Genomic DNA, 13,461 nt, shown 5'->3' on the forward strand with positions numbered 1-13,461 from the left:
CACTCTGTACGTGAATAGTTGGAAAAAAGGCATTTACTTGCTGCCCTCCAGCCCGCTTCCCGCGAAATGTGCATTTTTAAGTGGAGTTTTTCCAACTAATTTTAGAATGATCTTCACAATCGGGAACATAAATGGAGAAAATCTAACTGCTATTTAAATTAAGCTGGTGATTTTCACCAAACTTAGCCCATGCTTCCGAAGCGAGTTTTATTACGAAGTAAACCAGGATGCATTGCTCCATAAAACTAAGCCTATGCTTCCGATGTTGTTTTGTTCGTAGGATATTCAGTGAAGCAACGCTCACAAAACTTAGGCCATGCTTCCGAAGCGAGTTTTATTGCGAAGTGAGCCTGGAAGTATTGCTCCATAAAACTTTTAGGAGGACTGATTATGGATCACCGCGGGGACTTACATGAAGCAGGACTGCATCTGCTGCATCAGCTGAGTGACGATATTCATCATCCGCCCGCCGGGGGTCTGACCCGTGAGGAGCTTATCCGCCAGGCCAGGAATATCAGCAGCAGCGAGAGTGATGCCGGAATCAAAGAACATCTGGAGACGCTCATCGGTGTCCTTGATGCCTTTCTGGCAGGCCGGGCTTCGGATGACGCGCTCCAGTATTATGTCAGCACTCAATTCAATATTCAAATCGATGAGATAATCGGGTTCATGCAGGGGCTTGCCGCACTCAGCAGCAGCGGGCCTGATACGCAGGAGTCTACACTCAACCTTGGCGCCGGTTCCGCAAGCCATCCGAAGGTCAGTGTAATTATTACCACTTATAATAGAAAAGATTTCCTGCAGCAGGCAGTGAACAGCATTCTGCGGCAGGATTATCCGCATACCGAAATTATCGTCATTGACGATTGCTCCAGTGACGGTACGCAGGAGATGATGAATGCCACCTTCGGAGCAGAGCCGCGCGTCATCTTCATGCAGAATGAGACCAACAGCGGCCCCGGCAACAACCGCCGCAGAGCGCTGGCCGCACATGGCGACGGGGAATTCATCCTGTTCCTGGACGATGATGACTATCTCATTGACCGCAGCTATTTCACCAAAGCCGTTAAGGTTCACCGGCTGCATCCGGAGCTGTCTTTTGTCGCCGCAAACGTATTCCTGGAGTATTCCCAGTCGCAGAAGCTCACCATCTCCAGTCTGGGGCTGAGTCCCGTCACAGACAAACACGACTATTTCATGAACTTCGAGCGGAAGAACTATCCCAAGCCGGCATCAACCTTAACCGCCATATTCAAGCGCGAGGCACTGATGAGCATGGATATTCTGAATATGAGTATGGTCAACGATGCTTCCATATACCTGCGTGCGCTGCTGATCGGCGATGCCGGGTTTATTGATACGCTGGCGGGCGTGTACCGGATTCACGGCAACAATATCACCTTCAATCTCAGCCAGTCGTTCCTGATCGAGAATCTGGAGGAGAAGCGCAACATCCGCAATATGGCCATCGAGCGCTTCGGCTACAGCAAGGCGGAAATGAATGAGTGGTTCAACCATAACGTCTATGATACGATCTCTTACTACCTGATGAACTCCGCCAAAAGCCACAGCGACTTCAAGTTCATGTACAGCTGGGCGAGCAACCACTCTCCTCAGGCCTACAATCAACTGAAGCGCCAGTTCCGCACCAAGCTGATGAAAAAACAGCTGCTCCGCGTTTCCTTCGTACGGGCGCTGATGAACCGGTAACGGGACAGACCGGCTAGATGGAAGGTATAACTCTCCACATAAAAAGCAGCTTCCTTATTAGGGGAAGCTGCTTTTTCTTCTTGCCCGCCTTAGATTTCCTGCAGCAGCTTATCCAGTAGCCGGAGGGCTTCTTCCAGCGCAGGCTTGGACACTCCGCTGTAAAGATCCCCGATGTTCAGCTCATACGAGCATGAAGCTTCTCCTGTTTCTTTCAACCGCGGTGTCAGCCCGATTCCCGATTCCTTGTACACCTGAATCAATACCGGAGCAAGCTGCTCCCTGGATAACGCGAAATGTACATGGAACATGTTCGAGACCGGCACCTCCGGCAGCGTAGACACCTTATGGCAGCTGTTGAATAAGGCAGCCAGCTCCTTGGCCTGCTCATAATACCCGGCCATCCGGCCGATCCGCTGCCCGTAATAATATTTAGCGGTCAGAATATACGGATAGAGACTGATCAGGTCACCGCCATGGCGCCGTTTCCAGATCTTCGACTCCTCCGTGAATTCCCGGCTTCCGGCCAGAACCGCTCCGGCAATTCCGCCGATGCCTTTGTAAAAGGAAATATATACGCTGTCGAACAACCCGCAGACCTCGGCAGCTGTCTTGCCGTAGTATGGCAGCACTTCGAACAGCCGTGCCCCGTCCAGATGAAGAATGATTCCCTGCTCCCGGCAATAGGCCGAAATAGCTTCCAGCTCGGCATACTCCGGCAGCTGCCCGCCGATTTCCCGCTGGGGAAGCTCAAGCAGCAGACAAGCAATACCCGCCCCCATATTCTTCACATCATCCAGTGTGATCAGGCGGTCTTTATCTGCCAGCAGCAGCGGCTCCAGATGATGCAGCTCCTTCAGCCCGTCCTGCTCATGAATCTCCAGGTGGCATAGCGGGTGATAGGCCACTCTTCTGCTGCCTTTGCGGTCACTCCAGATCCGCAGGGCGATCTGCTGGGCCATCGTGCCGCTGGGGAAGAATACGCTGCTTTCCTTGCCGAGCACCCCGGCCATCTCCGCCTGGAAATCCTCTATTACTGCGCCTGACCCATACAAGTCGGCAGCGAGCTGATCCTCCACTCCGGCCAGCGCTTCCTTCAGCACGGATATCCCTCTTTTCCCATGGCCTGCCAGCTGCACTTCTGTCCCGTTATAAGCTTCCAGTAAAGCATTCTGCTCATTCATTCCGCTAATCCGCTCCCTTTAAATATGCTCGATCTGTACGAATACTTGAAATTATATCATTTTTCGCTAAAATACCCGATTTATTTGAAAGTTCACATGATATTCCCCTGATCCAAGGTGAAATAAGTTGACCGCTGTGCTACAATATTGGAATTGCAAAGGCAATCGCTTAGGGAGGTTTATAAAAACACCATGCTTATTATTGGTATCGCCGGCGGGACCGGTTCCGGCAAAACGACGGTAGCGCGCTCCGTTATTGACCGTCTTGGATCTGACAAAGTGACGTTCATATCTCAGGATAACTACTATAAAGACCATTCTTACCTCAGCATGGCTGAACGCGGTGCGATCAATTACGATCACCCGCTGGCCTTTGATACGGAACTGCTGATAGAGCATTTAGATTGTCTGAAAGCCGGACAAGCCGCATTTGCCCCAGTGTATGATTTCACCGTGCATGCCCGCTCTACCGAGAAGACCGTTCGGCTTGCTCCGAACAATATCGTCATTCTTGAAGGGCTTCATGTCCTCTCCGACGAGAAGCTGCGCGAGCAGCTGAACATTAAGGTATTCGTGGATACCGACCCCGATGTACGTATCCTTCGCCGGGTACTGCGCGATATCGAGGAACGCGGCCGGACGATCCGTTCGATCCACACCCAATACCTGACCACGGTTAAGCCGATGCATGAAGCTTTTATCGAGCCGTCCAAGAAATATGCTGACCTGATTATTCCGGAAGGCGGACAGAATGAAGTAGGGATTCAGCTGCTGTCCGTATTGACCGAGAAATATCTGTCCGGCGATCATCAGTGGACTTAAGCAGAGCAGCCGCCTGCCCATACCTTAGTTGAATGAGAGCCGCCCGGCCATGCCGGGCGGCTTTTTGCTGTAGCCGGGCGGCCGGCGCACTTACTTTCCCGGAATCACCATCGATTCTTCCATGTGAAGAATACATCACATCACTTCCGGCAGACTTATGAAATATAGAGCTAACAGTCTCGGTTTTAATCTTCAAACCCTTATATGTGTAACTTTATCTAACACAATATCCATGATCGCAATGAAATTTTCTGCATTTTCAGCAACAGATCTCTTTAACTTGTTATATTTATTGACTGGTAGCGCTTTATTAAAGAAATAACTGTTGATTATTCCCGTTCCATCCACTATGATTAGTGCAAGAGGGCGACCTTAAAGTTAAAGCGGTTATACTTATTAATTTTTTATTTCTATTAAAAAGGCAATTTTCGACTTTTATTTATCCTAAAAGTTAAAGCGCTTATACTTTTAAGAAAGAAAGGCTGGTGTGTTCGTGATTAAGAGTGAGAGCCGGCGGCAGACGTTCTACATGTATCTGTTCATTTCCCCATGGCTGGTTGGCTTCCTTATCTTCGCCCTCTATCCTATCTTGTCGTCGCTGTACTACAGCTTCACCGATTATGACATTATTCATCCGCCGAAGTTCATCGGTCTCGCCAACTACACGGAGATGTTCCATAACGAGCTGTTCTGGCGGTCCGTAAAAGTCACGCTAAGATATACCTTCATCAGCGTGCCGGTGCAATTACTGCTCGGTCTCGGGTTCGCCCTGCTGCTGCATCAGACCATTCCGTGGCGCGGTTTCTTCCGGACAGCGATGTATTTCCCGAGCATGGTCTCCGGCGTTGCGATGTCGCTCCTCTGGTACTGGATTTTCAACCCGCAGATCGGTCTCTTCAACTACATGCTCTCCTGGTTCGGCATCCACGGCCCGGCCTGGCTGATGAATCCCGATACGGCGCTGTACGCCCTGATCATCATGTCCTTCTGGACAGCCGGCTCCGGCATGATCCTTTTCCTCGCCGGTTTGCAGGGGGTCCCGGCCAGCCTGATTGAAGCCGCTAACCTGGACGGGGCAGGACGCTTCCGCATTTTCATGAATATTACACTGCCGATGATCTCACCCGTCCTGCTGTTCCAGCTGATTATGGGTCTGATCGACTCCTTCCAGGTGTTCACGCAAGCCTTCGTCATGACCCAAGGGGGACCTAACTACTCCACCTGGTTCTACGTCTACAATCTGTATACCAGTGCCTTCAAGGAATACCGTGCTGGCTACTCTTCAGCCCTTGCCTGGATACTGCTGATTGTCGTCATGCTGTTCACGGCCGTCATTATGAAGCTGTCTAATCGCTACGTCCACTATGAAGGAGGCAGCCGCCGATGAGTACCGTTAAGGCCGCGAGCCCGCTTAGCCCGCCTTCCCGGCTGCGCCGGAGAGCTGATCCTGTCAAAATCACCAGCTTCATCACACTGATAATCACCACATTCCTCATGCTGCTGCCGCTGTTCTTCATGGTCTCCACCTCGCTGAAGTCGAAACGGGAAATGCTGAAGTTTCCGCCGACTTTTCTGCCGGAGAGCTGGGCCTGGAGCAATTATACCGATATTTTTGAGACTCTCCAGTTCGGCACACTGTACAAGAACAGCCTGATAATCGCCGGCCTCTCCGTCTTCGGCACCCTGCTCTCTTCGGCGCTGGTCGCTTACGGGTTCGCCAGATACCGGGGGCGCGGCAACAACTTCTGGTTCATCCTGCTGCTGAGCACGATGATGCTGCCTTATCCGGCCATTATGATTCCGCAGTTCGTGCTGTTCTCCAAAATGCAGTGGATCGATACCTTCCTGCCGCTGATCGTGCCCGCCTTCTTCGGCTCGGCGTACAACATCTTTCTGCTGCGGCAGTTCTTCTCTACACTGCCCGAGGAATTGTTCGACGCCGGACGGATTGACGGCTGCGGCGAGCTGCGGATGTGGCGGACCATCGCGCTTCCGCTGTCTGCACCGGCGCTGGCGACCGTTGCGATCTTTGCTTTTATCTACAGCTGGAATGATCTGCTGACCCCTGTGCTCTACTTAAGCTCGTCGGACAAATTCACGCTTCCGGTCGGCATGGCCTCGCTCACCTCATCACGTTTCCGCATTCCGCCGTGGCATCTGCTGATGGTCGCCTCGGTCCTGGCTATGGTTCCGATCGTCACTCTGTTCGCTATCGCCCAGAAGCAGTTTGTGGAGGGCATTGTGCTGACAGGCATTAAGTAATCCGGGTCCACAATACTTGAAATCATGGAGGGATTGGACAATGAACAAGATCATGAAGAGCAAGAGGCCGGCCGTCCTGCTTACAACAGTTCTGACAGCAATGGTAGCAATATCGGGCTGCGGCGGCGGCAAATCAGCAGGGAATGTCGCAGCAGGGGACAGCGGAGCAGGGAATTCCGGCGGGTCCGGTGAACAGGTGACAATATCCCACTATACGATTGACTCGGAGGACCGCACATTCATTGAGAAGCTGATTCCTGACTTCGAGAAAGAGCATCCGAATATCAAGATTAAGGTGGAGAAAGCACCTTACGAGCAGTTTGACAGCAAGCTGCAGACGCTGATTGCCGGCGGCAATTCCCCGGATGTTACGAGCCACTACGGATACGGCGGCTTCGCCGAGTATTATAACAAAGACATGCTGCTCGACCTGACCGACCTCATTAAGGAAGACGGGTTCAAGGCCGAGGACTATAACATCCCGGAGAATCTGATGAAGATCTACACGGTGAACGGCCATACCTACGGCATACCGGTCAATATGTATGTCACCCTGATGCTCTACAACAAGGATATGTTCGATACGGCAGGTGTCTCCTATCCGCCAAGCGACTATGAAGATAAGAGCTGGACTTTTGAGCGGATGGTTGAGGATGCCAAGAAGATGACGATCGTCTCTGACGATATCGCCAAAACGCAATACGGCGTAGACTTCACCTGGGCGGAACGGGATATGCGGCCGCTGTACTTCGGGGCAGAGCCTTACTCCGAGGATACCTGGACCAACGGCGGTGTTCCTTCCGAGACACACTTCGACTCCCCTGAGGTCATTGCCGCTTACCAGAAGCTGTTCGACCTTGTCTTCAAGGATAAGGTGTCCCCCACTTCCGAGTGGAGTAAAAGCGTAGCCGGACAGAACGGCGATCCGTTCGTTGCAGGCAAGATCGGGATGTCGATCGGCGGTTCCTGGAACCTCGCAGGGGCTAACGATTTTCCGTTCAAAATCGGCGTAGCCGCAGTGCCGTGGGGCGGCAATGAGCAGGTGCGCAGCACACTGTTCGTCGATCCGCTGCTGATTCTGAAGGATTCGAAGCATCCGAAGGAAGCTTTTGAATGGATCAAATACCTGATGACCACCGAGGTCCAGGAGAAGTCCATTGAGCTGAGCGGCGGCAATCCGCCGGTCAACACCGAAGCCGCTGAAGTCTATTACAAGCATTTCGACGGGATTGATCCGGAGGATGTGAAGAAGGTCTACGAGGGCGCAGTCAAATACGGTTATGAATCCTACAACCATCTGATTACCAACTACTCGCAGATCAACGACATGTTCATTAATGAGCTGCAGCCTGTCGAGACCGGACACAAGACGCTGGAAGAGGTGATGCCGGTGATTCAGAAGAAAGTAACGGAGATTATCAAAAGATAAGGCGGCTTCAGCCGCTGCGGCAATTATACGTTTAGCGGAACTCCGGCGCTCCCTGTATACTGGAGACAGATACTAGCACCGGAAAATCCGCCGCAAGGAGCGTTTGAGATGAAAGTAAGTATTTTTGATGTAGCCAAAAAATCAGGGCTGTCCGTGGTCACCGTATCGCGGGTATTAAATGGTGCCGGGTCAGTGCGGGAGAACAACCGCCAGAAGGTGCTCGATGCGATCAAAGAGCTGGATTACCGCCCTAATGCAGCTGCACGCAGTCTGGCCAGCGGCAAGACCGGCATCATCGGCCTGATTGTAACGACACTTCAGGATTCCTTCTTCGATGCGGTGGTCAAAGAGCTGAATGAGACGCTGGCCCTGCATGGTTATTTCCTGGCCATCTCCATCTCTACGGGCATCGGCTCGGACGAGAATCACTATCTGATTCAGGAAGACCGTGTAGACGGGCTTATCCTGCTCTCGCCGATGAAAGAAGACAATTATATCATGGAGCTGAAACGGCGGGGTATCCCCTATGTACTGATTGACAATCAGCTGCCGGAGAACGACACCTACTCGATTACCATTGATAACTTCAAAGGCGGATATGCCGCGGCCAGCCACCTGCTGGAGCTGGGGCATACCTCCATCGCCCATATCTGCGGGCAGGAAATGTTCCGCAGCACGCGGGAACGGCGCGCCGGCTTCCAGCAGGCACTGCAGGACCGGGGGATTACCCCGTTCGAAATCGTCTCCGGCGAATTCGAGATCGAGATGGGTTACAGCACGGCGAGACGCTGGCTGCAAGCGGGCAAGCTTCCGGCAGCCGTGTTCGCCGGGGATGACAATATCGCTCTCGGCGTCATCAACGCCCTGATGGAAGCGGGGGTGCGGGTGCCTGACGAAGTCGCAGTGGTCGGCTATGACGACCACTATATTGCTTCCCAGCTCCGGCCGCATCTGACCACCCTGCGCCAGCCGGCGGACAAGATCGGAGTGGCGGCAGCCGATATGCTGCTGCGCAGACTAAGCGGCGAGATGAAGCGCGGCTCGAACATCCGGATCGATCCGGAGCTGATCGTACGGGAATCTACGCTGAAATCCTGATGATGAGATGCTATCAAAACTAAGCATATGCTTCCGAAGCGAGTTTTGCGAAGTGGACATCAAAGAAGGTTAGGCTATCAAAACTTTAGGAGTGACGACCATTGGCTTACTACTTGGGGATCGATGGGGGAGGCAGCAAAACCTACGCCCTCCTAAGCGATGAACACGGCCATATCCTCGGCAAAGGCAGGAGCGGCAACGGTAATCACCAGACCGGAGCGCAGCAGGCGGCGGCAAGTATCCGCGAAGCAGCCTTGGCCGCTCTGGCTGAAGCCGGACTCCGGCTGGAGGATATCAGGCATACGTACCTGGGCCTTGCCGGGGCCGACCGCAAGACCGATTATGAGATCCTTCATCCGATGATCCGCGGCATCGGATTTACTGCATATACGATCAGCGGCGACCCAATGATCGGCCTGCGGGCGGGCACAGACCGCCCCTACGGGGTTGCCCTGATCTGCGGCACCGGCACTAACGCAGCCGGCCGCAACCCGCAGGGCCAGCACTTCCAGTGCGGCGGCTTCGATTATATGTACGGCGATTTCGGCGGCGGCGGCGCACTGAATATCGAGGTATTCCGCACGGTCATCCGCGCCTGGGACGGCCGGGAGTCTGCCACCCTGCTCACGGAGCCGCTACTGAAGCTGCTCGGCTATGAACGGGTGGAGGATATGTACAATGATTTCCTCGATCACAGCAAGCAGGTGCCGCTGGATGCCGCCCGCCTGCTCTTCCCGGCGGCTGCCGAAGGCGATGCTGCGGCGCTCGCCATCCTGCACCGTCAGGGCGTGGAACTGGGCAAGGCGGCAGCCGCCGTTATCCATAGATTAGGCATGGAGAACGATGGTTTTGATGTAGTGCTGGCCGGAAGCCTGCTGACCCGGGGCGACCGCGGCTGGATCCGCGATCCGATTGAACAGGCCGTGCGTGAAGCGGCCCCGGGTGCGTCTATAGTGACTTTAACTACGGAGCCAGTCGTCGGCGCCCTATGGTCGGCGCTGGAGAGTGACGGCATCACGATAAGCCATGAAATGTATGAGCAAATGCGTCCCTTTCAGGAATTTGAACATATCCCCACAACAACAAGACAGGAGTGATTCATCTTGGCAGTTAACCAAGGTCTTAAGATCGCCGTTATCGGCGGGGGTTCTTCCTATACCCCGGAACTGGTAGAAGGCTTCATTCTGCATTACAAGGAGCTTCCGGTGCGGGAGCTATGGCTTGTGGATATTGAAGCCGGCTTGCATAAACTGAACATCGTAGGCGCTCTGGCCAAGCGGATGGTCGAGAAATCCGGCCTTCCTATAGAGGTCTACCTCACCACCGACCGCCGCGAAGCCATTGCAGGTGCCGACTTCGTCAGCACCCAGATCCGCGTCGGGATGCTGGATGCCCGCGCCCGCGATGAGTCCATTCCGCTGAAATACGGCGTGATCGGCCAGGAAACGACCGGCCCCGGCGGAATGTTGAAAGCGCTGCGCACGATCCCCGTCATCCTCGGCATCTGCCGTGATATCGAGGAGCTGGCTCCGGACGCCTGGCTGCTCAACTTCACCAATCCGGCAGGTATGGTGACCGAAGCGGTACTGAGGTATTCGAAGGTAAAGAGCATCGGCCTCTGCAATGCCCCGATTGGTCTGATTAAGCAGGTATCCGCCAAATATAATGCGGCCCCAGACCGGATCTATGCCGAGTTCGTCGGTCTCAATCACCTGCACTGGATCACCCGCATTGATGTCGAAGGTGAAGACAAGCTGGATGACATGCTGGCCGATACCGCCGGCTACAGCGCGAAGAATGTTCCGGCGCGCGAGTGGAATCCCGAGTTCCTGCAATCGCTGCATGCCCTCCCCTCTTATTATTTGAAATATTTCTATATGACGGATGCGATGCTTGAAGAACAGCAGGCCTCGGCCTCAAAAGGCGAGAACCGTGCAGAAGTCGTCAAGCGCGTGGAGGAAGAGCTGTTTGAAATCTACGGAAACCTGGAGCTTAGCGAGAAGCCGAAGCAGCTGGAGCAGCGCGGCGGGGCTTTCTATTCGGAGGCTGCCGTCAACCTGATGCGCTCGCTGTATAACGGCACCAATGACATTCAGACGCTGAATGTTGCGAACCGCGGCATCCTGGACTTCCTGCCGGATGATGCCAGCATCGAGGTCAACTGCGTTGTCACCAAGACTGGCCCACTGCCGCTGCCGCTGACCAAGATTCCGCCGATGGCCAAAGGGCTGATCCATGCGGTCAAGACCTACGAGCAGCTCGCCATCGACGCTGCCGTTACCGGAGACCGGAGCCTGGCTATTCAAGCTTTGGCACACCATCCGCTTGTCCCTTCTGTCGAAGTGGCTATCGCTATGCTGGATGAGATGCTGGAAGCGAATAAGGAGTATCTGCCGGCATTCTTCGGGCAAGAGCCCGCGTCTGTACCTGCCTTGTACTTCCCCCGGTCTTAGGTGACGTCAAATCATCAGGTGTACAAATTGGAAAAAGTTGTTATACGGGACCGGACGATTTCATATATCTAAAGCATGAGTTTGATAAAAGGGGGGAATAGGTTTGAATGCATTCGTTGCCCGCTCTTTAGATGAAATACGTTTCTGGTCCAGAATCATGAAGGAGCATTCGTTGTTTTTAAAACTTGGTTTCAGATGTGAAGATACTCAGTTAATTAGGGAAGCAGAGCAATTTTATGCCACATTTGAAGCCATAGAAAACAAAGCGAATACTTTTGACGTTGGGACAGATCCCCAGAACATTCAGCGGTTTAATTCTGAGGTTCATACTGCTGTGTCCCATATCTGGGCATTTAAAAGAAAGGTGCTTGGATTAATACTGCAATGCAAGCTGCCGGGCGGAAATAACTTCCCCTTATTGGTTGATCATGTAAGCAGAGAAGCTAATTATTTCCGAAACCGCTTGAATGAACTCAATTCAGGGCAACTAGAGCCCTTGCCTGATGCGATTATTGACGAGAATGTCTTCTTTCTTAAGATTATGGCTGACCACGCGAAATTTATCGGCCATTTGCTGGACCCCTCTGAAAGAAAATTGGTTGACCAGGCACGAGAATTCAGTAATGAATTTGATACGCTTTTGTTTCAAGCCATGGATTTAAGTCATATGCGGCCACAATCTCAAACCGTCCCTTTATTAAGCCAATTTGTTGATGAAAACAGGGTATCTGTGAAATCACTCCGTGATTTCAAAAAAACTGCACGTGATTTAATTGAGGAATGCCGAATTAAAAGCATCATTCATCCGTTACTGGCAGACCATGTATTTCGTGAAGCTGAACGTTTCCTTTTTATACTCGATATGTTTGATAAATCCTTGTCGGGTGTTAAGGTGAACAAGCGGGAAATCCTGTTTTAAACGAAGAATCGCACCTAAATGGATAAAGGCGAATTCCCACTCCCTCCCGGGTAAGAATTCGCCTTTGGTTCATGTATTTCTTATTCGATGGCCACAGTTATAGGCCCAGGGTTATTATCATTGCAAATAAGCTCTAATCTTCCCGATCATCTCCTGAACCTCTTCATCCGTCAAATAGGTTTGGCCCGGATTCATCTGGAAGGTGGAACCATAATCCGCCTGCCCGTCGTACTTCGGAACGATGTGCATATGTAGATGATGCAGCTTGTCGCCGTAAGCGCCATAGTTTATTTTATCCGGCCCGAAGGCCTGGTCCACCGCTGCGGCTACCTGCGCAACATCATTCATGAACGCGGACAACTCGCCTGCGGTAAGCTGGAACAGCTCTTTTACATGATCGCGGTAGACCACATTGCATCTGCCCTTATACGTCTGCTCTTTGAACAGAAAGACTGTCGAAACCCCCAGCTCGCAGATTTCAATCATCAGGTTGTCCCGCCGTTCATCCTCCATACAATACATACACTCCTGATTCTTTTCCATATCTTCAGATCCTTTCCCCTCTGGATTACACTGCGATATCTTAGTACACGCTCTATACTGCTCCACAAATCTGCTGCCGACTATTAAAACGGTTACACTCTATCAAATTCCGATGCTCCTGGTTACGCCCGGTGCTGCTTGCGGTACTGCAGCGGAGAGCGCCCCGTAATTCCCTTGAACACCCGCCCGAAATGAGCGATGCTGTCGAAGCCCGTCGCTTCTGCGACCCGGGTGATCGGCCAATCTGTATCCGTCAGCAGCGCCTTCGTCTCGCGGATGCGGACATAATTCAGGTACTCGATAACCGTGAACCCTGTCGTCCGCTTGAACGTCCGGCACAAATACGTGGAGCTAACGAAGAACTGCTCGGCAATCCCGCCAAGGGTAAGCTTCTCGCCGTAGTGGGCATCCAGATATTCAATAATACCGTACACCCGGCGCTGCCCCTCGCTTTGTTCGGGAGAGACCAGGGCGGGCTTCGCCTTGCGTATCCGCTCCAGCTGGATCAGCAGCTGCAGCAGCAGCGTCCTGGTATATTCACTGCCCCACAGCTTAGCCTCCTTCTGTTCACCCAGCATGGCGTAGAGCAAATCAGCAATCACTCCCTGTTCATGCGCAGTAGGCCGCAGCAGGAAGCTCTCCCCCTCAAAAATACTCATCCAGTTCGGCCCGGGAGCGGCCGGTTCCAGATACGAATCATCGAAGCTGACCAGGACCCGTTCATGCGGCTGGTGGTTTCCGCCCGTTGTGCGGTGCAGATGATTTTTGTTAATAAACACCAGGTCTCCGGCCTCCAGCGCGTAAATACGGTTGCGGATATAGTAATGCCGTTCCCCGGACAGCAGATAGTAAATCTCATAGAAATCATGGAAATGGTCAATGTCCATATTGAAGTATCCGCTCCGCTTGAGCTGCTCGATCTGAAAGATGGGCTCCACTCTGCACCAGGCCTCCTGTGAGGATAAGATATGCATACTTTCCGGTTAAATAGACTAAATACCGTTCACTTTCTGCATTTCCTATACTATAAAATAGAATCAAATC

At 52.7% G+C, this 13,461-nt stretch carries 12 protein-coding genes; 9 read left to right on the top strand and 3 right to left on the bottom strand.

Going from position 1 to position 13,461, the window contains the following annotated elements; all coding sequences use genetic code 11:
* The first annotated feature begins 390 nt into the window (after nt 1–390).
* Nucleotides 391–1,710, top strand: coding sequence for a glycosyltransferase family 2 protein (locus NSU14_RS31110; protein WP_340948404.1), 1,320 nt, complete (start codon nt 391–393; stop codon nt 1,708–1,710).
* Nucleotides 1,711–1,799: 89 nt separating this feature from the next.
* Here the strand turns inward: NSU14_RS31110 and NSU14_RS31115 are convergent, their stop codons facing one another.
* Nucleotides 1,800–2,891: a threonine aldolase family protein gene (locus tag NSU14_RS31115; protein WP_340948405.1), complete on the bottom strand. Its 1,092-nt coding sequence runs from the start codon at nt 2,889–2,891 to the stop codon at nt 1,800–1,802.
* Between the two features lie 192 nt (nt 2,892–3,083).
* Here NSU14_RS31115 and udk point away from each other — a divergent pair, with 192 nt between their 5' ends.
* From udk to NSU14_RS31155, 8 genes are all read left to right on the top strand, one after another.
* On the top strand, nt 3,084–3,713 hold the full coding sequence (gene udk / locus NSU14_RS31120; RefSeq protein WP_039296931.1) for a uridine kinase: 630 nt from the start codon (nt 3,084–3,086) through the stop codon (nt 3,711–3,713).
* Nucleotides 3,714–4,242: 529 nt separating this feature from the next.
* Nucleotides 4,243–5,100 carry a carbohydrate ABC transporter permease gene (locus NSU14_RS31125; protein ID WP_042140641.1) on the top strand — a complete coding sequence of 286 codons (858 nt, stop codon included), beginning with the start codon at nt 4,243–4,245 and terminating at the stop codon, nt 5,098–5,100.
* Nucleotides 5,097–5,975 (top strand): carbohydrate ABC transporter permease, encoded by an 879-nt coding sequence (locus tag NSU14_RS31130; RefSeq protein ID WP_340948406.1) that lies wholly within the window; start codon nt 5,097–5,099, stop codon nt 5,973–5,975. The genes NSU14_RS31125 and NSU14_RS31130 overlap by 4 nt, the downstream gene beginning before the upstream one ends.
* A gap of 40 nt (nt 5,976–6,015) precedes the next feature.
* Nucleotides 6,016–7,404, top strand: a complete 1,389-nt coding sequence (locus NSU14_RS31135; protein ID WP_340948407.1) for an ABC transporter substrate-binding protein — start codon at nt 6,016–6,018, stop codon at nt 7,402–7,404.
* Between the two features lie 108 nt (nt 7,405–7,512).
* Entirely contained in the window at nt 7,513–8,502 is a 990-nt protein-coding gene (locus tag NSU14_RS31140) for a LacI family DNA-binding transcriptional regulator (RefSeq protein ID WP_076243454.1), read from the top strand.
* A 101-nt stretch (nt 8,503–8,603) separates the two neighbouring features.
* On the top strand, nt 8,604–9,599 hold the full coding sequence (locus NSU14_RS31145; protein WP_042132820.1) for an N-acetylglucosamine kinase: 996 nt from the start codon (nt 8,604–8,606) through the stop codon (nt 9,597–9,599).
* Between the two features lie 6 nt (nt 9,600–9,605).
* Nucleotides 9,606–10,955: a 6-phospho-beta-glucosidase gene (locus NSU14_RS31150; protein WP_042132819.1), complete on the top strand. Its 1,350-nt coding sequence runs from the start codon at nt 9,606–9,608 to the stop codon at nt 10,953–10,955.
* A 103-nt stretch (nt 10,956–11,058) separates the two neighbouring features.
* The gene (locus tag NSU14_RS31155; protein ID WP_042132818.1) at nt 11,059–11,874 is read left to right on the top strand and encodes a DUF2935 domain-containing protein; all 816 of its coding nucleotides are present in this window, start codon (nt 11,059–11,061) and stop codon (nt 11,872–11,874) included.
* A 117-nt stretch (nt 11,875–11,991) separates the two neighbouring features.
* Here the strand turns inward: NSU14_RS31155 and NSU14_RS31160 are convergent, their stop codons facing one another.
* Together NSU14_RS31160 and NSU14_RS31165 are read right to left on the bottom strand one after the other, a co-directional pair.
* Nucleotides 11,992–12,417 (bottom strand): HIT family protein, encoded by a 426-nt coding sequence (locus tag NSU14_RS31160; protein WP_042132817.1) that lies wholly within the window; start codon nt 12,415–12,417, stop codon nt 11,992–11,994.
* A 122-nt stretch (nt 12,418–12,539) separates the two neighbouring features.
* On the bottom strand, nt 12,540–13,391 hold the full coding sequence (locus NSU14_RS31165) for a helix-turn-helix domain-containing protein (protein WP_042132816.1): 852 nt from the start codon (nt 13,389–13,391) through the stop codon (nt 12,540–12,542).
* Nucleotides 13,392–13,461 lie beyond the last annotated feature (70 nt).

The organism is Paenibacillus sp. FSL R10-2771, from assembly GCF_038000205.1.
Classification (GTDB): domain Bacteria; phylum Bacillota; class Bacilli; order Paenibacillales; family Paenibacillaceae; genus Paenibacillus_AQ; species Paenibacillus_AQ phytohabitans.

What these genes read in the sequence shown, in the direction of transcription:
- NSU14_RS31115 (WP_340948405.1), bottom strand. Translation starts at nt 2,891, where the DNA reads ATGAATGAGCAGAATGCTTTACTGGAAGCTTATAACGGGACAGAAGTG.
- udk (WP_039296931.1), top strand. Translation starts at nt 3,084, where the DNA reads ATGCTTATTATTGGTATCGCCGGCGGGACCGGTTCCGGCAAAACGACG.
- NSU14_RS31135 (WP_340948407.1), top strand. Translation starts at nt 6,016, where the DNA reads ATGAACAAGATCATGAAGAGCAAGAGGCCGGCCGTCCTGCTTACAACA.
- NSU14_RS31110 (WP_340948404.1), top strand. Translation starts at nt 391, where the DNA reads ATGGATCACCGCGGGGACTTACATGAAGCAGGACTGCATCTGCTGCAT.
- NSU14_RS31130 (WP_340948406.1), top strand. Translation starts at nt 5,097, where the DNA reads ATGAGTACCGTTAAGGCCGCGAGCCCGCTTAGCCCGCCTTCCCGGCTG.
- NSU14_RS31165 (WP_042132816.1), bottom strand. Translation starts at nt 13,391, where the DNA reads ATGCATATCTTATCCTCACAGGAGGCCTGGTGCAGAGTGGAGCCCATC.
- NSU14_RS31160 (WP_042132817.1), bottom strand. Translation starts at nt 12,417, where the DNA reads ATGGAAAAGAATCAGGAGTGTATGTATTGTATGGAGGATGAACGGCGG.
- NSU14_RS31140 (WP_076243454.1), top strand. Translation starts at nt 7,513, where the DNA reads ATGAAAGTAAGTATTTTTGATGTAGCCAAAAAATCAGGGCTGTCCGTG.
- NSU14_RS31125 (WP_042140641.1), top strand. Translation starts at nt 4,243, where the DNA reads ATGTATCTGTTCATTTCCCCATGGCTGGTTGGCTTCCTTATCTTCGCC.